This is a genomic window from Salinispora cortesiana (assembly GCF_000484695.1).
GTDB classification, from domain to species: Bacteria; Actinomycetota; Actinomycetes; order Mycobacteriales; family Micromonosporaceae; genus Micromonospora; species Micromonospora cortesiana.
Window position 1 is genome coordinate 124,189 of the sequence record NZ_AXVR01000001.1, and the last position, 20,948, is coordinate 145,136.

Here is a 20,948-nt window from a genome sequence, read left to right on the forward strand (position 1 = left end):
GTCCCGGGTCGGCGTCGGGCGTGTCGGTGGGTAGGCTTGCTGCACATGAGCACCCCGCGCCCTGTCCTGGTGGTGGACTTCGGAGCCCAGTACGCCCAGCTCATCGCACGCCGCGTACGGGAGGCCCGGGTCTACTCGGAGATCGTCCCGCACACGATGTCGGTGGCCGAGATGCTAGCGAAGGACCCGGCAGCGATCATCCTCTCGGGTGGCCCGTCCAGCGTCTACGCGCCCGGCGCGCCGGGTATCGACGCCGGCGTGTTCGACGCCGGGGTGCCGGTCTTCGGCATCTGTTACGGCTTCCAGGTGATGGCGCAGGCACTCGGGGGCACGGTCGCGAGGACCGGTAATGGGGAGTACGGCGGCACTGTGCTGCGCCCGCGGTCGGAACCCGGGGTGCTGCTGCGTGATCTCCCTGGTGAGCTTTCGGTCTGGATGAGCCACGGCGACTGTGTGACGGAGGCGCCGGCCGGCTTCGCGGTGACCGCCGAGTCGGCGGGCGCCCCGGTGGTGGCCTTCGAGGACCGGGCCGGGCGACGGGTCGGGGTGCAGTTCCACCCGGAGGTCGGGCACACGGCGCACGGCCAGGAGATACTGACCCGTTTCCTCTACGACATCGCCGGCATCGAGCCCACCTGGACGCCGGAGAACATCATCGACGAGCAGGTGGCCCGGATCCGGGAGCAGGTCGGTACCAAGGAGGTCATCTGCGGTCTCAGCGGCGGCGTTGACTCCGCGGTCGCCGCGGCGCTGGTGCACCGGGCCATCGGCGACCAGTTGACCTGCGTCTTCGTTGACCACGGTCTGCTTCGCGCGGGCGAGGCCGAGCAGGTGGAGAAGGACTACGTCGCCGCCACCGGCATCAAGCTGCGGGTGGTTGACGCGGCGGACCAGTTCCTGACCGCGCTGGCCGGGGTGACCGATCCGGAGCGGAAGCGCAAGATCATCGGCCGGGAGTTCATCCGGACCTTTGAGGCCGCTGCCCGGGACATCGCCGCCCACGGCGACGTGGAGTTCCTGGTGCAGGGCACCCTCTACCCGGACGTGGTGGAGTCCGGCGGCGGCGCGGGCACGGCCAGCATCAAGAGCCATCACAACGTCGGCGGGCTTCCGGAGGATCTCGGATTCTCCCTGGTCGAGCCGCTGCGTACGCTCTTCAAGGACGAGGTTCGCACGCTCGGCCTCCAGCTGGACCTGCCGGAGGCGATGGTCTGGCGGCACCCGTTCCCCGGGCCGGGGCTCGCGATCCGGATCATCGGTGCGGTGGACCGCGAGCGGCTCGACGTGCTCCGCCGGGCCGACTACATTGCCCGGCAGGAGCTCAGCGCTGCTGGCCTGGACCGGGGCGTGTGGCAGTTCCCGGTGGTGCTCCTGGCCGACGTGCGCAGTGTTGGGGTGCAGGGAGACGGACGTAGCTACGGGCACCCCGTGGTGCTCCGCCCAGTCTCTAGCGAGGACGCGATGACGGCCGACTGGTCGCGGCTGCCGTATGACCTGATTGCCCGGATCTCCACCCGGATCACCAACGAGGTTGCCGAGGTGAACCGGGTGGCTCTGGATGTCACCAGCAAGCCGCCGGGCACCATCGAGTGGGAGTGAGCCGCGCTCATCTGACGGGCGGGGTCGGCGGCTGCGGCCCCGGCTCCGACCAGGTGGGGGTAGCGGTGGTCGCTCCGGGTGTCGTCGGGTATGGCCAGGCGGGTGCGGTGGTGGTCGCCCCGGGTGTCGCCGGGTGCGGCCAGGCCGGCGCGCCTGCCGGCTCCGCCGGAATCAGGAACCACATGATCGGGTATGCCAGCACCGCGATCCCGCCGGTGAGCAGGCCGGTCACCGCGAAGATGATCCGAACCAGCGTGGGGTCGATGTTGAAGTAGCGGCCGACGCCACTGGCCACCCCGGCGATCATCCGGTCAGTGGTAGGGCGGCGGAGCTGCTTGTACGGGGGCTGGGAAGTTCCGGTGCTTGTCATCTCCTCATGGTGCGTCGCCCCACTCCGGCCGACCTCGGTGATTTCCCGGGGCCTTACCCTGATCTGCCCCTCACTCGCGAGCCGGGAGTCATGAATCCGACCCTTTTCGGCGTCGGCGGCCGGGAGCGGGGAGAATTTTGCTCTGTGACCCTCATGCTGGAGCCGCTTCGTAGGATTGCGGCGTACGCGGTTTGTGCTAATTCAGTCGGTCAGGTGCTGCTGGTCCGCGCCTCGCAGCGCTCTGGCACACCTGGTACGTGGTCGCTGCCCGGGGGCGCGGTCGACCACGGCGAGGACCCGTGCGACACGGTCGTGCGGGAGACCGCCGCCGAGACCGGGCTTTCGGTCAGTGTCGCCACCCTCACCGATGTGCTCGCCGACATGCGAGCGTTGCCCGAGCGGGGCATCACGATCCACACCGACCGCCTGCTCTACCAGGTGTCGGTGCGGGGCGGGACCCTCGCCGACCGCGCTGACCAGCCCACTGACCTGGCCCGCTGGTTCACCCTTGAGCAGGCCCGCGACCTGCCCCTGCGCTCGTTCACGGCGCGCGCCCTCGGCCTGTCCGCCTCGTCGGCGGACATCGTGCCGGACGAGCCGCCCGAGTTTCCCTCCTTCTATGCGGTCGAGGGGCCGGACGGCCTGCACCGGGCGCAGCGCTTCGCCGCGTACGCGGTCGTTACCGACCCAGACGAGCGGGTCTTGCTCACCCGGGTCTCGGACGGCTACCCGGGCGCCGGCTGTTGGCACCTGCCGGGTGGCGGAACGGACTACGGTGAGCAGCCGGGCGCGGCCCTCATCCGGGAGTTGGTCGAGGAAACCGGGCAGACCGGGCGGTTGGTCGAGCTACTTGGCGTGGCGAGTCACCGGGACGCCGCCTCGCTCGGTCCGGAGGGCTACCCGATCGACTGGCACGGGGTCCGCGCCTTCTACCGGGTTGTGGTTGACCGCCCCGCCCCGCCCACTGTGATCGACGTCGGTGGTTCCACCTGTGAGGCTCGCTGGTTTGCAAAGGAGGAGCTGGGCGCCCTCCCGGTCGATCGGCTGACCGAGGTGACGGCCGAGGCGGTCCAGGCCGCCCGGCTGACCTGACCGCCCCAGCCCTGGCGTCCCGTAGCTATCGTCGGACGCGGCGACAACGTCTCATCGACACGGCACAGGCGGGGGCAGGGTGCAGCAGCGGCGGATGGCGGCATACGGGGTGCTGCGGGATGACGGCGGGCAGGTGCTACTCGTACGGGGCGGGGACGGGTGCCCGGATCGGGGTGCCTGGCGGCTGCCGGGCGGCGGGCTCCGGCACGCCGAGCATCCCGCCGCCGCAGTCGTCCGCGGCTTCGCCAGGGAGACCGGGCTGGCCGTGACGGTGGCCGGGGTCCGGGCGGCGGTAGCCGATGTGGCCACCTTCGCCGCCGGAGCTGGGTTGCACACCGACCGGTTGGTGTTCGATGTGACCGCGACGACGGGGGGTGTGGCCCTGCCGGAGCAGGGCGGTGCCACGCTGGGGTGGTTTACCCCCGGCTCGGCGGCGGCGGTGCCCGTGATGCCGTTCACGGCGGAGCTGCTCGGCCTGCCGGGCACGCCCCCGCCGCCGGGGTCCCACGTGCTGCCGCCGGCGTCGACCGCTCCGGCGTCGACCGCTCCGGCGTCGACCGCTCGGCGGCACCGGTTCGGCGCGTACGGGCTGGTCACCGACCCGGCTGACCGGGTGCTACTGACGCTGATCGCGGAGGGCTACCCGGGCGCTGGCAGCTGGCACCTGCCCGGTGGGGGCACCGACTACGGTGAGGCGCCGGAGACGGGGCTGCTTCGCGAGTTGGTGGAGGAGTCCGGTCAGGTCGGCCGGGTCGTCGAGTTGGTCGGGGTGGACAGCCTGCACCACCCGCGGGCGGTTGGGCCGGAGGGCCACCCGTTGGACTGGCACACCGTTCGGGCCATCTACACGGTGGTGGTGGATGAGCCGACCGAGGCGCGGGTGCTGGAGCTAGCCGGGGGGTCGACCGCGCGGGCGAGCTGGTTTGCCGTCGCCGAGCTCGCGGGGCTGCGGCTCAGCGACATCGCTGCCAGGATGGTCGCCGAGCTCCGCTGACCATCCTGGTTTGGCGTTGGTCCTGGGTAGGGCGACCGGGGGAGGGGACCCTTGTTTCTCTGCAATTGGGGCATTGTGGGCGCCGAAGAATGCTCATCATGGTGGCGCGGCTGGGCTCCGGTACATTTGGGTGCGGGAGTTAACGGTGTAACGGGCGATGCGATCCGGGTTGGTAGTAAGAGGGCGGTTCGCGCGGTTTAAGGGATTTTTAAGTACCACCGGCAGCTATCGCCAAGCCCCGTTTGCCTGTGCGATGGTGTACCCCGCAAAACGGCTGCCGGGCCAAGAAGGTCCGGCACGAGACAGCCGGACGCCCCGCCGTTGCGACGGTGTGCCGATCCGGTGATGGAGGGAACGTGCCGAGAGCCCCCTGGCGCCGGCGTCGTACAACCGACAGTCCACGTCCTGCAGGGCGTCGATGGGCAGGCCCGTTGCGGCGCAGCGGCACGATCGCCCGTCAGGTGCTGTGGGTCCGGGCAGGTCGCCATGATGGTGGCCTCCGTGCCGGTGCTGACCGGCCGCTGATCGAGCGCCGGTTCCCAAAGCGCCGCTACCCGCGGTACGACGCCGAGGTGGAGGCGATCGTTCCGGTTAGCCCTGCTGTCGTCCCGGCGCCGCTGGCGGACGAGGTGGCCGCGATCGTTCCGATCAGCCCTGCTGTCGTCCCGGCGCTGCCCGTGGACGAGGTAGCGGCGATGGTTCCGGTTAGCCCTGCTGTCGTCCCGGCGCCGCCGGCGGACGGGGTGGCGGCGATCGCGACTCCGCTCCTTCCCGGTGCGCGGACGGCGGCCCGGCGGATGAAGTTCGTACTGGTCAACGGCTGCACCCTCGCCAGTCTCATCCTCGGCATGCTGGCGATCTTCCTGGCCATGCAGGGTGAGGTGCGGCCGGCGGCCCTCTGCCTGATCGCCTGCGTCGCCTGTGACGGTCTCGACGGCGCCCTCGCCCGCCGGCTCGGCGTGGCCAGCCCGTTCGGCGCCCAGATGGACTCGTTGGCCGACATGTGCTCCTTCGGCCTCGCCGCCCCGGTCGTGGTCTACGCCTCGCTGGCCGGCTCGGTGCCGCCGGCCGCCGCCGCGGTGGCCTGTGCGCTCGTCGCGTCCTGCGCCGCGATCCGCCTCGCCCGGTTCAACGTCTCGCCGAAGGACGGTCGCTTCTTCTGTGGTGTGCCCACCACGATGGCCGCCGCCATGCTGGCCCTGACTGTTGCCATCGGGCTGCCGGTGTCCGGGCTGGTCCTGCTCGGCGGGGTGGCGCTGCTCGCCTTCGCGATGGTCTCCAGCTTTCCGTACGCGAAGCTCGCTCGCCTGGTGAAACTGCCGCCTTGGGTGTGGCTGGCTCCGGTGGTCGGTGCGTTGGTCGACATCCGGCTCACCTTCGCCCTGGTCGTGGCGGGCTACCTGCTCAGCGGTCCGGTGCTCTGGCTGCGGCAGCGCCGCACCATCTGATCCGGTTTCGCGGCGGGACGCCGTGGTTTCACGGCGTCCCGCGCTTCTTCCTCCCTAGCCCGGCCCGCGGCGCGGTCAGTGCCAGCGAGCGATCACCGACGACCCACCGACGACCCGGTCGCCAGGCCCGACCAGTGGCTGTGCCGCATCGGCCGGCAGGTAGACGTCGGTGCGCGAGCCGAACCTGATCAGCCCAAAGCGCTCGCCCTTGGCGAGCAGCGACCCGATGGGCGCCCGCTGCACGATCCGCCGGGCGATCAAACCAGTACGTTGCGCCACGATCACCGTTCCGTTGATGGTGTCCAACACCGTGTACGCGGCGACATTGTGTTCCGCATCGGGCTTCATCGCGTTGGCGAAGCCGCCGTCGGTCACGAAGTAGTCGACCACCTTGCCCGCCACCGGGGAGCGGTTGACGTGGACGTCGAGCACCGACAGGAACACGGCGATCCGCAGCCACTCGCCGTCGCCGAACCGCTCGTCGGAGAGCCGTTGTACCGAGAGCACCTTGCCGTCGGCCGAGGCGACCACCGCGGACGGATCCGCTGGCACCTCCCGCTCCGGGTCCCGGAAGAAGGCGGCGACCGGTGCGGCGGCGAGGGCCGGCAGCAGCCACAGCTTCGAGGTCGGCCGGGCGGCGCGGGCCACCGCCGCCAGCCCGAGGGCGATCCCGGCAGCAGCCACCCCGTTGCTGTCGATATGCATCGTGCGGGTCAGCGGCACGCTGGAAGGCCGGTACGCCGGGGCCATCTCCACCGCCGCCGCCGCGTTGGCCGGGCTGAAGCGGAGTCGGTGCACCCGTAGCGGCGGGTTGTTGCGCAGCAGCAGGTCGCTACCGACACCGTGCAGCGCGGCCTGGCGGTCCAGCTCGTCGCTCGCGCCGCCGGTGCACCGGGTGATGGCGGGTGTGGCGACGCTCAACGTGGCTCCGTTGTCGAGGTGCTTGCGGAGCCCGTCGAGGGTGGCACGGGTCTCCCCCACCGTCCCGGTGAGCGGTTCACCGATGATCGCCACCGCTGCGGCCTCGGCCTCGGCCAGCGCGGCAACGACCCGGATCCGCTCGGCGACCCAGGGCCCCTGGGCGGCCAGGTGCTCGCGCAGCATCCCGTCGTCCGACCACCCGGCCGGCACGACGGTCAGCGTGTCGCCGGGCAACAGCGCCTCGATCGCCGCGGCGAGCACCGGGGACTCCGGGCTGGTGTCAACCAGCAGGGCAGCCTTCGGTTCGTTGATCCGGGTGAGTTCCGAGACGAGGGCACGGGCGGCGCGCTCGCCGATGCGGACCGGACCAGAGCGGCCGGTGGGAGGCACGGCGGGGGACTGGGTCATGTCGGACAGACTCCTGACGGGCTCGGGACGACGGGGCGGTGAACGGCGCGATCGGCGTCGGGTCGGCTCGGCGTCGCCCGTGGGTGGGCTGCCGGGACCGAGCCGGCAAGTGCGCAGCGGGGGCGGGCGCCATCGGCCAGCATATGCCCCGAGTCGTGCCGACCCGGCGTCGCGCTCAGTGCCGGTCCCCCTCGGCTGGCCCGGGCTCCGGCGCCGCACCGGTTGGCGGCGCCTCCGCCTCCGAAACGGCCGGGCTGCTGGGCCGGGCTGCGCGAAGCGCCCCGACCAGTCCCAGTACGCCGATCAGTAGTAGTGCTCCGGCCAGCAACCAGCCCACCGGGGGAAGAGTGAATTCGAGTAGCTGGGCGACTAGCCACCAGGCGGCAAGGAGCAGAAAGAGTAGTCCGAACAGCAGAGACACCGAGTCGGTGCGATGGGCCTTCACCGGGTTACCTCCAGCTGGCCGAAGTCGACGTGAACGAAGAGGCGCAGCGTCCCGCCGCCGGGGCCGTCCGCCCCCAGATCGGAGCTCTCGTGCAGCGAACCGGTGGAGCCGTCGCGCTTGTTGACGGGTTGGTCGAAGACGACCGCGTCGCCGACGCTGACGGTCGCGGTGACCGTGGTGTCAACGTTCGGGGGCAGTATCACGACGGCCTCTCCGGCTATGACCTCCACCGTGATCTCGCTGTGCTTCCCGGTGAAATCCACCGAGCGCAGGTCGAGCAACGAGTTGCCGACGATGTTTTCGTACCGGCTTGCGAGCTCGGCGTGGTTGGCAGGAGCCCAGTTCACCGCCGTGTTCACTGCTCGGAACCGGTCGGACTCGGCCACCGTGGCCACTCCCAGTGCGGCGGCCGTGATCAGGCCGAGCGCGATGAGCCAGCGGGCCCGGCCGAACCAGGCGCCGGCGAGTAGGCCGAGGCCGATGATAGCCAGGACCGCCGCAAAGTACGCGGACGGGCCGAGGGCGGGTACGCCGGTTAGATCGAGGACGGTCAGCAGCCCGAGGATGAGGAAGACCAGCGAGAAGGTCACCCCGCCGAGCGCGGACCGTTCCCGCGGTCGCCTCCGCTCCGGCCGGGGCGCCGGGGGTAGGGGCGCGGTCGGCGGGGCGTACGGCCCATGCGGGGCGAACGGGGGGCGGATGCCGCCGGGTGGCGCCTCGGGCGCTGTCGGTGCGTGCGGCGGCGGTGCCCAGGTCGGCCAGGGCGGCGGCGGTGTAACGGGCGGTCCGGGCCGGCCCGGACGTTCGCGGTTGAGCAGCAGCGCGCCGCTGATCAGGATCGCCGCACCGAGTAGCACGGCCCGGAACGCGTCGGTGACGATGAAGGCGAAGCTGACCGCCACCAGGATGCCGAGCACGATCACGGTGACCGGGGACATGCTGGAGCGCCCCCGGCCCAGCATCGACTCGATCGGTGAGGCGGTGTCCCCCTCGCCCGGGATGATCAGCCAGGCGGAGATGTAGACCAGGATGCCGATGCCGCCGAAGAAGCCGAGCACCGCGAGCAGCACCCGCCAGAGCACCGGATCGGTGTTCGTCGCCCGGCCGATCGCCGCGCAGACGCCGGCCAGGTAGCGGCCGTCGTGCGGACGGACCAGCCCGTACCGCGAGGTGAAGCCGCTGCCCCCGGTCGGTGGAGGGGGCGGGGGCGGCCCCCCGGGCGGTGGCGGGGGCGGGGCCCCGGGTGGGCTTCCGGGCGGTGGCGGCGCACCCGTCGGCGCCGCAGGTGGTGGTGTCGCCGCGGCTGGCTGGTGCTGGGCGGCTTCCTCGGTCATGACCTCGATCCTGCTCTCTCGTCGCCTCGTCGCCCTCCGGCGGAGACCCTGAGCTCACCCTGAGATCAGGGAAGCAGGATCTCCGGGACGCCCCCGTGGCCGAGTGGTGACCTGGCGTGTGACGATCGGAACCGGCGGCGCCTGCCGCTCGCCGGCGAACCCGCCGCGACTAGCTAGGGAGCCCCCGATCAGTGTCGTGACCAACCCCCCGCGCCTCTATCGCGCCCGCGAGCACCGGATTGCTGCTGGGGTGGCGGCGGGGATCGCCGGGCACCTTCGTATTCCGGCGCTCTGGGTCCGGGTCGCGTTCCTGATGCTGCTCGGCTTCAATGGCCTCGGGCTGTTGCTGTACGCGGCCTTCTGGGCGGTGGTGCCGCTGCGACCGGGGGACACCGCCGCCCCGCCCCGTCGGGACGTGGCTCAGCTGCTGCCGTTCGTGGCGATCGGCCTGGTGGTGCTGATCCTCCAGATGATCCTCTTTGATTCGGTGGGTGCTACCGGTGTGGCCGGTACCGCTGGCTGGCTAGTCACGATCATCGCGGTCGGGGCCGGGCTGATCTGGCACCAGTCCGCACCGCAGCGGCTACGGCAGTGGGACGGGACACTGCCGGTGCCCTGGCTGAGTGCGGTGGTGGAGGAGAGCGACCGTCGGGCGTTCGTGCTCCGATTCATCGGCGGCGGCATCCTGGTTGCGGTGGGGGTTATCGGGGTCGCGGCGGTGTACTCCCCGGCGCAGAACTTCGACGCGGTGCTCAACGGCGTGATCTTTGCCTTGGTTGGTCTGGCGGGGGTTGGGGTGGTGGCTGCGCCGGTGCTCTGGCGGACCTGGAACCAGCTCCGGTCGGAGCGGGAAGGGCGGATCCGGGAGCAGGAGCGGGCCGAACTGGCCGCCATGGTGCATGACCAGGTGCTACACACCCTCGCGTTGATCCAGCGCAACGCCAGCGACGGGAAGATGGTGACGCGGCTGGCCCGGGGGCAGGAACGCTCGCTGCGCAACTGGCTCTACCGGCCGACGGCCTCGCCGACGGAGCGCTTCGCGGCGGCGCTGGAGCAGGTGGCGGCCGAGGTGGAGGACACGTACGCGATCACGGTGGAGGCGGTGGTCGTCGGTGACCGGAAGACCGACGAGCGGGTCGGCGCGTTGGTGGCCGCCGCCCGCGAGGCGCTGGTAAACGCCGCGCGGCACGCCGGGGTGCAGATCGTCTCGCTCTACGCCGAGGTCGAACCCGAGCAGGTCAGCGTCTTCGTCCGGGATCGGGGGACGGGCTTCGACCCGGTTACGGTGGAGGACCACCGGCACGGCGTTCGGGGCTCCATCATCGGCCGGATGAAGCGACACGGTGGCCGGGCGGAGATCCGCTCCGAGCCCGGGGAGGGGACCGAGATCCGGTTGATCCTGCCGATCTCCCGCGACGGGTCCACGGCGGAGAGGAGTAGGTGATGGCGGAGCAGACACCGGGCTCAGCGGCGGAAGTGGGTGTGGCCGCGCGGCGGCTGCGGGTCTTCCTCGTTGACGATCACGCGATGTTTCGGGCCGGAGTCCGCGCCGAGCTGGGTGCGCATGTCGATGTGGTGGGCGAGGCGAGCACGGTGGGGGAGGCGGTCAGTCGGATCGCCGCCACCGAGCCCGACGTGGTGCTGCTCGACGTGCACATGCCGGAGGGGGGTGGCCGGGCGGTGCTCGAGGCCATCCGGCGCACGCACCCGCACGTGCGGTTCCTCGCGCTCAGCGTCTCGGACGCGGCCGAGGATGTGATCGGGTTGATCCGCGCCGGCGCCCGTGGCTATGTCACCAAGACGATCTCACCGGACGAGTTGGCGGCGGCGGTGCGACGGGTCGCCGAGGGCGATGCCGTCTTCAGCCCCCGGCTGGCCGGTTTCGTGTTGGACGCCTTCGCCGCTCGCCCGGACGCGCCGGTCTCCGACCCCGAGCTGGACCAGCTGACCAACCGGGAGCGGGAGGTGCTGCGTCTGCTCGCTCGGGGATACGCGTACAAGGAGATCGCCAAGGAGCTCTACATCTCGATCAAAACAGTCGAGACGCATGTGTCGAACGTGCTCCGCAAGCTCCAGATGTCCAGCCGTTACGAGTTGTCACGTTGGGCGGCGGATCGTCGGCTCGTCTGAGCCGCCCACCGGTGGTGCCGGTGGCGGCGCGGAGAGTGGCGGCGTTGGTCGTTGTCGATGCTGTTTTCGCAGCTCATACCACGCTTTCCTGGGCCCGGTGAAGCCACCTCCGGGTGGATGTACACACCGTCCCGGCCGGATATCGGGTTGATAACACGCCTTCCCGCTAGCGCGCGTCTGGTGTCACAGTGGCAGGCACCTCACACCCCCTCGTGAGCTGAGCGCCCTGAGGAGGCACTCCCAATGCGCGGGAAATTCCTGAAGGTGGCGGTCGCGGCGACCGCCACCGCTATGTTGGCCACCGCCTGTGGCACCGGCTCGGGCGACGGCGGCAGTGATGCCGGTGGCACGCTTCGCGTCTACGCGTCGGAGCCGGCGTTCCTGTTGCCGTCGAATGGCAATGACGAGCCGTCGCTCTACGTGATCCGTCAGCTCTACCGTGGTCTGGTCAAGTACAACGCCGAGACCGGTGCAGCCGAGAACGATCTGGCCGAGTCGATTGAGTCGGACGACCAGAAGCTCTGGACGATCAAGCTGAAGGACGGCTACACCTTCGACAACGGTGAGCCGGTCGACGCCGACTCCTTCATCCGCTCGTGGAACTACGCTGCTTATGGGCCGAACGCCCAGAACAACGGCTACTTCATGAAGCGCATCGCCGGTGTTGACGACGTCACGTCGAAGGACCCGGACGGTGACGGGCCGGAGAAGGCCCCGGCGCCGAAGGCCGAGACGATGTCCGGCCTGAAGAAGGTCGACGACCTGACCTTCACCGTCGAGCTCAGCGAGCCGTTCACCGGCTTCCCGACCACGGTCGGCTACGTGGGCTTCTTCCCGATGGCCGAGGCCTGCCTGGACGACGTGGATGCCTGCAACGAGACGCCGATCGGCAACGGCCCTTACAAGATCGACGGTGTCTGGGAACGGGACGTCGAGATCAACCTGGTCCGCAGCGACAGCTGGCAGGGTGAGCCGGGCAAGCCCGACGCGATCAACTACCGGATCTTCGCGGACGTGGACAGCGGCTACGCCGCGTTCCAGGCCGGTGAGCTCGACGTGATGTACACCCTGCCGCCGGCGCGCTTCAAGGACGCTAAGGCCAGCTACGGTGACCGGCTCTTCGAGCAGGCCGGTGACAGCTTCAACTACGTCGGCCTGCCGCTGTACAACGAGAACTTCCAGGACAAGCGCGTCCGTCAGGCGTTCTCGTTGGCGATCGACCGGCAGTCGATCGTGGACGCGGTCTTCGACGGCCGGTACGCCCCGGCTACCGGCTTCGTCGCGCCGAGCTTCCAGGGTGCTCGCGAGGGTGTCTGCACCTACTGCGAGAAGGACATCGAGAAGGCCAAGGCGCTGCTCGCCGAGGCCGGCGGCTGGAAGGGCGACAAGCTGGTCCTGTGGGCCAACGCGGGTGCTTCCCACGAGGCCTGGCTGCAGGCGGTCGGCGACCAGATCAAGGCGGCGCTGGGGATCGACTACGAGCTGAAGGTCAACCTGCAGTTCCCCGAGTACCTGGAGACGGCCGACAACGAGAAGTTCACCGGCCCGTTCCGGCTCGGTTGGGGCCCGGACTACCCGTACCTGGAGACCTACCTGGCTCCGGTCTACGGCACTGGTGCCGACAGCAACCACGCCACCTTCAGCAACGCCGAGTTCGACAGCCTGATCAAGCAGGGTGACTCCGCCGCGACCATCGACGAGGCGATCGCCTTCTACCAGCAGGCCGAGGACATCCTGGCTGAGGAGCTGCCGGTCATTCCGATGTTCTGGCGTAAGGAGGCGGCGATCTACAGCGAGAACGTCGACACCTTCGTCTGGAACCAGGTCGATGGTGCCGACTACGGTGCGACCTCGCTGAAGTAGAAACCGAGCTTCAGTCATCTGATCCAGCCGTAAGAAGGATGTGGCGGCAACGGTCACCCCACCAGGGTGATCGTTGTCGCCATATCAGCGCCGAGAGGAGACCCCGACATGGGGCGCTACGTCATTCGACGGTTGCTCCAGTTCATCCCGACCGTGCTGGGCACCATGTTCCTGCTCCACTACATGACCTCGCTGGCGATCCAGTTCAGCGGGAATCCGGTCCGAGCGCTCTTCGGTGACCGGACCCCGCCGCCGGCCCTGCTGCAAGCGGTTACCGAGCGACTCGGCTACGGAGACCCTTGCCTCGAGCAGAAGGGCAACCCCTGCTTCGGGCTCTTCCTCGACCGGGTGAGCGGAGTCTTCCTGCACTTTGACTTCGGCATCAACATGCGGCGGCAGGAGGTCACCGACCTGGTGGCCAACGCCCTTCCGTTCACCCTCAAGCTGCTGTTGATCGCGATCGTCTTCGAGGCCGCCGTCGGTATCGCCGCCGGCGTGTGGGCGGGTCTGCGGGGCGGCAGCTTCGCCGACAACCTGGTGAAGATCAGCACCGTCTTCGTGATCTCTGTGCCGATCTTCGTGCTCGGTGTGGTGGTACGCGAGTTCGTCGGCGTCAAGTTCGGCAACATCCTGCGTGATCAGGAGTGGATCCCCGACGTCATCGCGTACGGGTTCTTCAGCCCCGGCTTCAAGCCGGACTACCCCTTCGCCAGTCTGCTGATCCCCGGCATGGTGCTCGGCTCGGTCGCGCTCGCCACCACCGCGCGCCTGACCCGGACCAGCATCATGGAGAACATCCGCGCCGACTTCGTCCGGACCGCGCGGGCAAAGGGTCTGGCGAACAAGCGGGTCATCGGCGTGCACACGCTGCGTAACTCGCTGATTCCGGTGATCACGTACCTCGGTGTCGACATCGGTTCGGCGATGGCCGGCGCGGTGGTCACCGAGACCATCTTCAACGTGCCCGGTATCGGCCGACTGGTGACCCAGGCCGCCCGTACCGGTGAATCGCCAGTGATCATCGGCGTGGTGACCATGCTGGTGCTGGTCATCCTGCTCGTCAACCTGTTGGTCGACCTCCTGTACGCCGTGCTCGACCCGAGGATCCGCTATGAGTGACGGCACCGTGGTCAGTAACCGGTGGCCGGCGATCCCGGCGATCCGCGGCAGGGCGAAGCGAAACGAGGTGTGGACATGAGTGACGCGACGAGTGCCGGCACCGCTGTCGGCGGTGCCCCAGGTTCCGGCGACGGCCGGGCCCCGGACAAGGCGAGCAGGAGCAGCAAGGAGCGCAACGCCAGCCTGTGGGCGGATGCCCGCCGGCAGTTGGTCCGCGACCCGGTCTTCATGCTCGCCGTGCTGTACATCTTCGTGGTCAGCACGATGGCGGCCTTCCCGAAGCTCTGGACCAGTCAGGACCCCAGGGCGTGCAGCACCGACCAGTCCCGGCTCGAGCCGAGCTGGGAACATCCGTTCGGCTTTAATATTCAGGGATGCGACTACTACGCGCACGCCATTTACGGCGCTCGGCCGTCGATGGTGATCGCGATCTTGGCCACCGGGGGCATCGTGCTCTTCGGCGGCCTGATGGGACTCCTCGCCGGCTACTACGGCGGCTGGGTCGACGGGATCATTTCCCGGTTGATGGACATCTTCTTCTCGCTGCCGTTCCTGCTCGGTGCGATTGTCTTCTTGACCTTGATCAAGCAGCAGAACGTCGTGACCATCGCCCTGGTGCTGTTCCTGCTGAGCTGGCCGACGATCGCCCGGATCATCCGCGGTAGCGTCATCTCCTCGAGGGACCTGGACTACGTACAGGCCGCCAGGGCGGTCGGGGCGAGCAGCGGCCGGCTGATGTTCCGGCACATCCTGCCGAACGCGATCGCGCCGATGTTGGTGTACGCCACGATCGTGCTGGGTTCGTTCGTCGCCGCGGAGGCCACGCTGACCTTCCTCGGTATCGGGCTCCAGCCGCCGGCACAGTCCTGGGGCATCATGATCTCGGCCCACCAGGTCTACTTCCTGGAGGACCCGTGGCTGCTGCTCTTCCCCTGCGGGCTGTTGATTGGCACGGTGCTGTCCTTCATTCTCATGGGTGACGCCCTGCGCGACGCCCTCGACCCGAAGTTCCGGTGAGCGCCATGAGCACTGATGTGAACGTCAAGCTGGACACCCTGCCCGGCCTTGACTCGGATGCCCTGCCGCTTGAGGTCAAGGATCTGCACGTCGAGTTCCGCACCCGCAACGGCATCGCCCGCGCGGTCAACGGAGTCAGCTTCAGCCTGCGGGCCGGCGAGACCCGCGCGATTCTCGGTGAGTCCGGTTGCGGTAAGAGCGTCACCGCCCAGGCGATTATGGGGATCCTGGACAGCCCACCCGGGTTCGTCACCGGTGGGGAGATCCGCTACCGCGGCGTCGACCTGCTCAAGCTCCGGGAGGAGCAGCGGCGTAAGGTCCGCGCCAACCGGATCGCGATGATCTTCCAGGACGCCCTCTCCGCGCTGAACCCGGTCTTCACGGTCGGCTTCCAGCTCGGTGAGCTGTTCCGTAAGCACCGGGGGATGTCCCGGGCGGACAGCAAGGCGCGCGCTGTCGAGCTGCTCGACCTGGTCAAGATTCCGGCGGCGAAGCAGCGGGTGAACGAGTACCCGCACCAGTTCTCCGGGGGTATGCGGCAGCGCGTCATGATTGCTATGGCGTTGGCGCTCGACCCGGAGGTGTTGATCGCCGACGAGCCGACCACTGCCCTGGACGTCACCGTGCAGGCCCAGATCATGGCCCTCCTCGCCGAGTTGCAGCGGGAGCGGAACATGGGCCTGCTGCTGATCACGCACGACATGGGTGTGGTCGCCGACGTGGCGGACGAGATTTCGGTGATGTACGCCGGCCGGGTCATTGAGGAGGCTCCGGTCCGGGACATCTACGAGAGCCCGTCCCACCCGTACACCAAGGGCCTGCTGGAGTCGATTCCCCGCCTGGACCTCAAGGGGCAGGAACTCTCCGCCATCAAGGGACTGCCGCCGCTGCTGACCGACATCCCGAAGGGATGCGCGTTCAACCCCCGGTGCCGGTACGTGCAGGATGCCTGCCGTCAGGACCCGGTGCCGCCGCTGCATCAGATGTCCCCGACCCGAAGCTCCGCCTGCCACTTCTGGAAGGAGGTCAAGGCCGATGTCTGACATCGTGCTGGAGGCCCGTGACCTGGTGAAGCACTTCCCGCTGACCCAGGGGATCCTCTTCAAGCGGCAGATCGGTGCGGTACGCGCGGTCGATGGGATCAACCTGCAGCTGCACCGGGGTGAGACCCTTGGCATCGTCGGCGAGTCCGGCTGCGGCAAGTCGACCCTGGCCCGGATGCTGGTGGGGCTGGAGACCCCCACCTCCGGTGACCTGTTTGTGCAGGGCCGGAACATGGCGAAGGTCAGCGGCACCGAGCGGCGTCGCGGCCGGCGCAACATCCAGCTGGTGATGCAGGATCCGTACACGTCACTTAACCCGCGGATGACCGTCGGCGACATCATCGGCGAGCCGTTCGAGGTGCACCCCGAGGTGCTGGAGAAGCCCAAGCGGCGGGCCCGGGTTCAGGAGCTGCTGGATTTGGTCGGGCTGAACCCCGATCACATCAACCGGTACCCGCACCAGTTCTCCGGCGGCCAGCGGCAGCGCATCGGGATCGCCCGCGCGCTGGCGCTCAACCCGGAGATCATCTTGTGTGATGAGCCGGTCTCCGCCCTGGACGTGTCGATCCAGGCACAGGTGATGAACCTGTTGGAGAAGCTCCAGGACGAGTTGGGGCTGTCGTACATCTTCATCGCGCACGATCTGTCTGTGGTGCGGCACATCGCCGACCGGGTCGCGGTGATGTACCTCGGTCGGGTCGTCGAGACCGGCACCGAGGACCAGATCTACGAGAACCCCACCCACCCGTACACGCAGGCGCTGCTATCGGCGGTGCCGGTGCCGGATCCGAAGCTGCGGGGTCTGCGGGACCAGATCGTCCTAACCGGCGATGTTCCGTCGCCGGCTAACCCGCCCTCCGGCTGCCGTTTCCGGACCCGCTGCTGGAAGGCGCAGGAGATCTGCGCTCAGCGGGCGCCGGAGCTGGCCGCCCGGCAGGGTTCGGCCCACCCGAGCGCCTGTCACTTCGCCGAGGTTCGGGACGTGGTGCACGCGCAGCGGTAACAGCTCCACAGCGACCGGGGCGTTGGCCATACCTGGCCGACGCCCCGGTTCTGCTTCGCTGTCGGGCCGTTGGATCAGAGCGGGCCGCGGCCGGCGCGGAGCAGCAGGAGGGCGACCTGGGTGCCGTCCGCCCCCAGCGCGGCCCGGAAGCGTTCCAGGATCTCCTGCTCCCGAGAGAGCACCAGGCGGGTGCCGCCGGAGGCCATGCGGGTCGCGCCAACTTGCTGGGAGAGCCGTGCCCGCTCCTGCCAGAGGTCGATCAGGGTGCCGTCGATCTCGTCGATCCGTTGCCGGATATTCGCGATCTGCGCTGCGGCCAACGGCTCCTTCGTGCCGGCGTCGCGATCGACGGTGCCCTCCGCGCCACTCGTTCCGTCCGTGCTGCCGTTCTGCTCCGCCACGCCTGTCATCATCGTCGTACCCTTCGGGTGTCGGGCGCTGGTGCCCGGATCCCGAGACGAAAAGGCCCCGGGCTCGCGAGCCCGGGGCCTTTTCGTAGGTCTTTGTTGATCAGGCGCGACCTACGGCTACCGGACTCTCCGGGCCGTAGTAAAAGTAGTCGCGCTGACCGAACACGGATCCGAGTATGCCCTCTTCCGCAGCGGGCCGCAAGGAAAGCCCTGCCAGGGAGGCTGGTGTCACCGGAGGGGAGCCGGCGGGGCGGGGAGAGCGCGCCGTCGCACACGCCCGAGCTGTGGCCGAAGGGATTCGTCGGGGCGACGGCATAGACTCGCCGTGCGATGCATCCTCTCTTTGACATTCCCGTGCCCTCGTCCGCGCCCGACCCTGCTCCGCCGCGACGGCCCACTCCGGCGCGCCTTGACCCACAGGCCCTGCTGGACGGGCTGAACGGCCCGCAACGGGATGCGGTCACCCACGCCGGGTCACCGCTGCTCATCGTGGCCGGGGCTGGCTCCGGCAAGACCCGGGTGCTGACCCATCGGATCGCGTACCTGCTCGGGGAGCGACAGGTGCACCCAGGTGAGATCATCGCGATCACCTTCACGAACAAGGCCGCGGGCGAGATGAAGGAGCGGGTGGCCCAGTTGGTCGGGCCACGTGCTCGGTTGATGTGGGTCTCGACCTTCCACTCCGCGTGTGTCCGCATCTTGCGGGCCGAGCACGAGCACGCCGGTTTGAAGTCGACCTTCTCGATCTATGATGCCGACGACTCCCGTCGGCTGATGCAGCTGGTCGCCCGGGAGCTGGACCTCGATCCGAAGCGCTACCCGGCGCGGGGGCTGGCCGCCCAGGTCTCCAACCTGAAGAACGAGTTGGTTGACCCAGAGGAGTTCGCCGGTCGGGCCAAGGGGCCGAACGAGCGGGCGCTCGCCGAGGCGTACTCGCTCTATCAGCGGCGGCTCCGGGAGGCGCACGCGCTGGACTTCGACGATCTGATCATGACGACGGTGCACCTGCTCCAGTCGCATCCGCACGTCGCGGAGACCTACCGGCGTCGGTTCCGGCACGTGCTGGTGGACGAGTACCAGGACACCAACCACGCCCAGTACGTGTTGATCAAGGAGCTGGTGTCGGGCACCGACGGGCTTGAGCCGGCGGAGCTCTGCGTGGTGGGTGACGCCGACCAGTCGATCTACGCGTTTCGGGGCGCGACGATCCGCAATATTCTGGAGTTCGAGCGGGACTTCACCGATGCCCGGACGATCCTGCTGGAACAGAACTACCGCTCCACCCAGACCATCCTGAACGCGGCCAACGCCGTGATCGACCGAAACACCTCCCGTAAGCCCAAGCGGCTCTGGAGCGAGGCCGGGACCGGTGACCCGATCGTCGGCTACGTCGCCGACACCGAGCACACCGAGGCCGACTGGGTGGCCCGGGAGATCGACCGGCTCGTGGACGACGGTGACACCCGGCCTGGGGAGGTGGCGGTCTTCTACCGCACCAACGCCCAGTCCCGGGTCTTCGAGGAGGTGTTCATCCGTGTCGGCCTCCCCTACAAGGTCGTCGGCGGGGTCCGCTTCTACGAGCGGAAGGAGGTCCGGGACGCCCTGGCCTACCTGCGGGCGCTGGTCAACGAGGACGACACGGTCAGCCTTCGTCGGGTGCTGAACACTCCTCGCCGGGGCATCGGGGACCGAGCGGAGGCGTGTGTCGAGGCGCTCGCCAGCCGGGACCGGATCTCCTTCGGCGCGGCCCTGCGCCGGGCCAAGGACGCGCCGGGCATCTCCACTCGGGCGGCGAACGGCATCGCGGAGTTCATCGCGCTGCTCGACGGTGCCCGGGAGGTCGCGGAGACCAGCGCGCCCGAGGAGGTGCTGGAGGCGTTGCTGAACCGGTCGGGGTACCTGGCCGAGCTGGAGGAGAGCCTGGACCCGCAGGACGCCGGCCGGGTCGACAACCTCCAGGAGCTGGTCAGCGTGGCCCGGGAGTACACGGAGCGGGTGGAGGGCTTGGGCGCGGAGGGCGAGCGGGCCACCGTCGCCGGCTTTCTGGAGCAGGTCGCGCTGGTGGCCGACGCGGACCAGTTGCCCGCCGACGACCCGGAGCACCAGGGGGTGGTCACCCTGATGACGCTGCACACCGCCAAAGGACTGGAGTTTCCGGTGGTGTTCCTGACCGGGATGGAAGACGGGGTCTTTCCGCACGCCCGTACCTTCGGCGACAACCACGAGTTGGAGGAGGAGCGGCGCCTGGCGTACGTGGGGATCACCCGCGCCCGGCAGCGTCTCTACCTGTCCCGGGCAGTCACCCGCTCGGCGTGGGGCCAGCCGGCCTACAACGCGCCGTCCCGGTTCCTCGCGGAGTTGCCCGTGGAGTTGGTGCGCTGGGAGCGCACCGAGGGCTCGTACACCTCGTGGGCCGGCGGCGGCGGGGGCGTGGGCGGTCGCGCGGACCGGGGGCAGGGCGGCTTCACCGGGGGCACGCCGAAGGCCACGCAGCTCGCGCGTCGGCTCGGCGTTGACGGTAGCCGCCTCGCCACGGCCAGCGAGTTGCCGTCGGCACCCCCACGGGTCGCGGTCGGGGACCGGGTCAACCACCAGCGGTACGGGCTGGGTCGCGTGCTCGTGGTGGAAGGGCATGGCCCGAGCGCCCGTGCCCAGATCGACTTTGGCGACCAGACGCTCTGGCTGGTGCTCCGGCACGCACCGATCGATCGGCTCTGAGCCGACGGGCGGGTTCCGTTGCGCCGCCGCCGGCCTCGGGAGGCGCTCGGTCAGCAGGCCACGTCGATGCCGCGTTCGCGGAGGAACGGCGCCGGGTCGATCTGGTTCCACAGCTGGCCCTGATGCACCTCGAAGTGCAGGTGCGGGCCGGTGGAGTCGCCGGTGGAGCCCTCCAGGCCGATGGTGTCACCGGCGTCGACCTGGTCGCCGACGCTCACCTTCGCGGTGCTCAGGTGGGCGTAGTGGGTCAGATATCCGTTGCCATGATCGATGATGACCGAGATGCCGTACCCGTCGCCGACGTCGCCAGCCTTCGTCACGGTGCCGCCGAAGGCGGCGCGGACCGGGGTGCCGGCGGGCAGGGCGAAGTCGATGCCGGCGTGCAGGATTCCCCACCGGGGGCCGTAACAGGAGGTGATGGCGGCGTCGGCCATGGGGATGACCCAGGTCGGCGTTGACGCGGTGGTTGTCGTGGCTGTCGGCTTGGCTGTCACCTTCGGTGTCGTGCTGGCCGAGGGCTGCGCCGTGGGGCTCGCCGACGCGCTGGGGGTCGGACTGCTGCTCGCCGACTCCCGGGCGGAGCGATCGGCGCGGGCGACCGCCGCAGCGCGGGCGGCGGCCTCGGCCTGGGCGGCCGCCTCAGCCTGGGCCCGGGCCTCGGCCTGGGCTCGCAGGTCGATGTCGACGGCACCATTCGGTGTGGCGTCCTGGTCATCTCCGGTGGCCGCTGTTACCGCGACTCCGGTGAGGGCGAGTCCGGCTACCGCGGCAGCCACGGCCCGCAACACCCGGCCCCGGGTGCTGGTCGGTCGCCGGTGGCGGGCCGGCTTGGTGCTTCTGCGCGAGCGGGAGCTGTCGTTCTGCACAACGGACCTTCACTGCTCGTAGGGGGCACGTGACCTCGACATCCTGAGGTCCGCCCGGAGCCGGCCGGAGACGAGGGGCCCTTTGGGCGGGCTCGGTCCGGCGCGGTCGTCGGAGCTTTGTCAGCCCCTGTCGCGAATGGCAGCGGCAGTGATCCGGCGCTTATGTGT

At 69.6% G+C, this 20,948-nt stretch carries 18 protein-coding genes; 12 read left to right on the forward strand and 6 right to left on the reverse strand.

Features of this window, described 5'->3' with window-relative positions; genetic code table 11:
• Positions 1-45 precede the first annotated feature (45 nt).
• On the forward strand, positions 46-1,599 hold the full coding sequence (guaA, locus tag K228_RS0100660; protein ID WP_025616664.1) for a glutamine-hydrolyzing GMP synthase: 1,554 nt from the start codon (positions 46-48) through the stop codon (positions 1,597-1,599).
• Positions 1,600-1,606: 7 nt separating this feature from the next.
• On the opposite strand, the gene K228_RS0100665 is transcribed toward guaA, so the two are convergent.
• Complete coding sequence (locus K228_RS0100665; RefSeq protein ID WP_025616665.1) at positions 1,607-1,969, reverse strand: PspC domain-containing protein; 363 nt, start codon at positions 1,967-1,969, stop codon at positions 1,607-1,609.
• A 144-nt stretch (positions 1,970-2,113) separates the two neighbouring features.
• Here K228_RS0100665 and K228_RS0100670 point away from each other — a divergent pair, with 144 nt between their 5' ends.
• From K228_RS0100670 to K228_RS0100680, 3 genes are all read left to right on the forward strand, one after another.
• On the forward strand, positions 2,114-3,061 hold the full coding sequence (locus K228_RS0100670) for an NUDIX hydrolase (RefSeq protein ID WP_025616666.1): 948 nt from the start codon (positions 2,114-2,116) through the stop codon (positions 3,059-3,061).
• A gap of 79 nt (positions 3,062-3,140) precedes the next feature.
• Positions 3,141-4,055 (forward strand): NUDIX hydrolase, encoded by a 915-nt coding sequence (locus K228_RS0100675; RefSeq protein WP_025616667.1) that lies wholly within the window; start codon positions 3,141-3,143, stop codon positions 4,053-4,055.
• Between the two features lie 431 nt (positions 4,056-4,486).
• Positions 4,487-5,503, forward strand: coding sequence for a CDP-alcohol phosphatidyltransferase family protein (locus K228_RS0100680; protein ID WP_025616668.1), 1,017 nt, complete (start codon positions 4,487-4,489; stop codon positions 5,501-5,503).
• Between the two features lie 75 nt (positions 5,504-5,578).
• On the opposite strand, the gene K228_RS0100685 is transcribed toward K228_RS0100680, so the two are convergent.
• The 3 genes from K228_RS0100685 to K228_RS0100695 all read right to left on the reverse strand — a co-directional run bounded on the left by K228_RS0100685 (position 5,579) and on the right by K228_RS0100695 (position 8,611).
• Positions 5,579-6,832 (reverse strand): phosphatidylserine decarboxylase, encoded by a 1,254-nt coding sequence (locus K228_RS0100685; RefSeq protein WP_025616669.1) that lies wholly within the window; start codon positions 6,830-6,832, stop codon positions 5,579-5,581.
• Positions 6,833-7,007: 175 nt separating this feature from the next.
• Entirely contained in the window at positions 7,008-7,277 is a 270-nt protein-coding gene (locus K228_RS0100690) for a hypothetical protein (protein WP_025616670.1), read from the reverse strand.
• Positions 7,274-8,611 (reverse strand): PspC domain-containing protein, encoded by a 1,338-nt coding sequence (locus K228_RS0100695; RefSeq protein ID WP_025616671.1) that lies wholly within the window; start codon positions 8,609-8,611, stop codon positions 7,274-7,276. The genes K228_RS0100690 and K228_RS0100695 overlap by 4 nt, the downstream gene beginning before the upstream one ends.
• Before the next feature lie 196 nt (positions 8,612-8,807).
• Between K228_RS0100695 and K228_RS0100700 the strand changes: the two genes are divergently transcribed.
• The 7 genes from K228_RS0100700 to K228_RS0100730 all read left to right on the forward strand — a co-directional run bounded on the left by K228_RS0100700 (position 8,808) and on the right by K228_RS0100730 (position 16,786).
• On the forward strand, positions 8,808-10,055 hold the full coding sequence (locus tag K228_RS0100700) for a sensor histidine kinase (protein ID WP_025616672.1): 1,248 nt from the start codon (positions 8,808-8,810) through the stop codon (positions 10,053-10,055).
• A complete protein-coding gene (locus K228_RS0100705) occupies positions 10,055-10,741 on the forward strand; it encodes a response regulator (protein WP_025616673.1) in 687 nt (228 codons plus the stop codon). Before K228_RS0100700 ends, K228_RS0100705 begins: the two co-directional genes overlap by 1 nt.
• A gap of 243 nt (positions 10,742-10,984) precedes the next feature.
• Positions 10,985-12,604 (forward strand): peptide ABC transporter substrate-binding protein, encoded by a 1,620-nt coding sequence (locus K228_RS0100710; protein WP_025616674.1) that lies wholly within the window; start codon positions 10,985-10,987, stop codon positions 12,602-12,604.
• 108 nt (positions 12,605-12,712) lie between these two features.
• Positions 12,713-13,723, forward strand: coding sequence for an ABC transporter permease (locus K228_RS0100715; protein WP_025616675.1), 1,011 nt, complete (start codon positions 12,713-12,715; stop codon positions 13,721-13,723).
• A 75-nt stretch (positions 13,724-13,798) separates the two neighbouring features.
• Positions 13,799-14,740, forward strand: coding sequence for an ABC transporter permease (locus K228_RS0100720; protein ID WP_025616676.1), 942 nt, complete (start codon positions 13,799-13,801; stop codon positions 14,738-14,740).
• A gap of 5 nt (positions 14,741-14,745) precedes the next feature.
• Entirely contained in the window at positions 14,746-15,783 is a 1,038-nt protein-coding gene (locus K228_RS0100725; RefSeq protein ID WP_025616677.1) for an ABC transporter ATP-binding protein, read from the forward strand.
• Complete coding sequence (locus tag K228_RS0100730) at positions 15,776-16,786, forward strand: ABC transporter ATP-binding protein (RefSeq protein ID WP_025616678.1); 1,011 nt, start codon at positions 15,776-15,778, stop codon at positions 16,784-16,786. The genes K228_RS0100725 and K228_RS0100730 overlap by 8 nt, the downstream gene beginning before the upstream one ends.
• Positions 16,787-16,860: 74 nt before the next feature.
• On the opposite strand, the gene K228_RS0100735 is transcribed toward K228_RS0100730, so the two are convergent.
• On the reverse strand, positions 16,861-17,199 hold the full coding sequence (locus K228_RS0100735) for a chorismate mutase (protein ID WP_029723251.1): 339 nt from the start codon (positions 17,197-17,199) through the stop codon (positions 16,861-16,863).
• A 327-nt stretch (positions 17,200-17,526) separates the two neighbouring features.
• On the opposite strand from K228_RS0100735, the gene pcrA reads away from it, so the two are divergent.
• Positions 17,527-19,914, forward strand: coding sequence for a DNA helicase PcrA (gene pcrA / locus K228_RS0100740; protein WP_025616680.1), 2,388 nt, complete (start codon positions 17,527-17,529; stop codon positions 19,912-19,914).
• Between the two features lie 50 nt (positions 19,915-19,964).
• Here pcrA and K228_RS0100745 read toward each other — a convergent pair whose 3' ends face one another.
• Positions 19,965-20,780: a M23 family metallopeptidase gene (locus K228_RS0100745; RefSeq protein ID WP_025616681.1), complete on the reverse strand. Its 816-nt coding sequence runs from the start codon at positions 20,778-20,780 to the stop codon at positions 19,965-19,967.
• Positions 20,781-20,948: the final 168 nt, after the last annotated feature.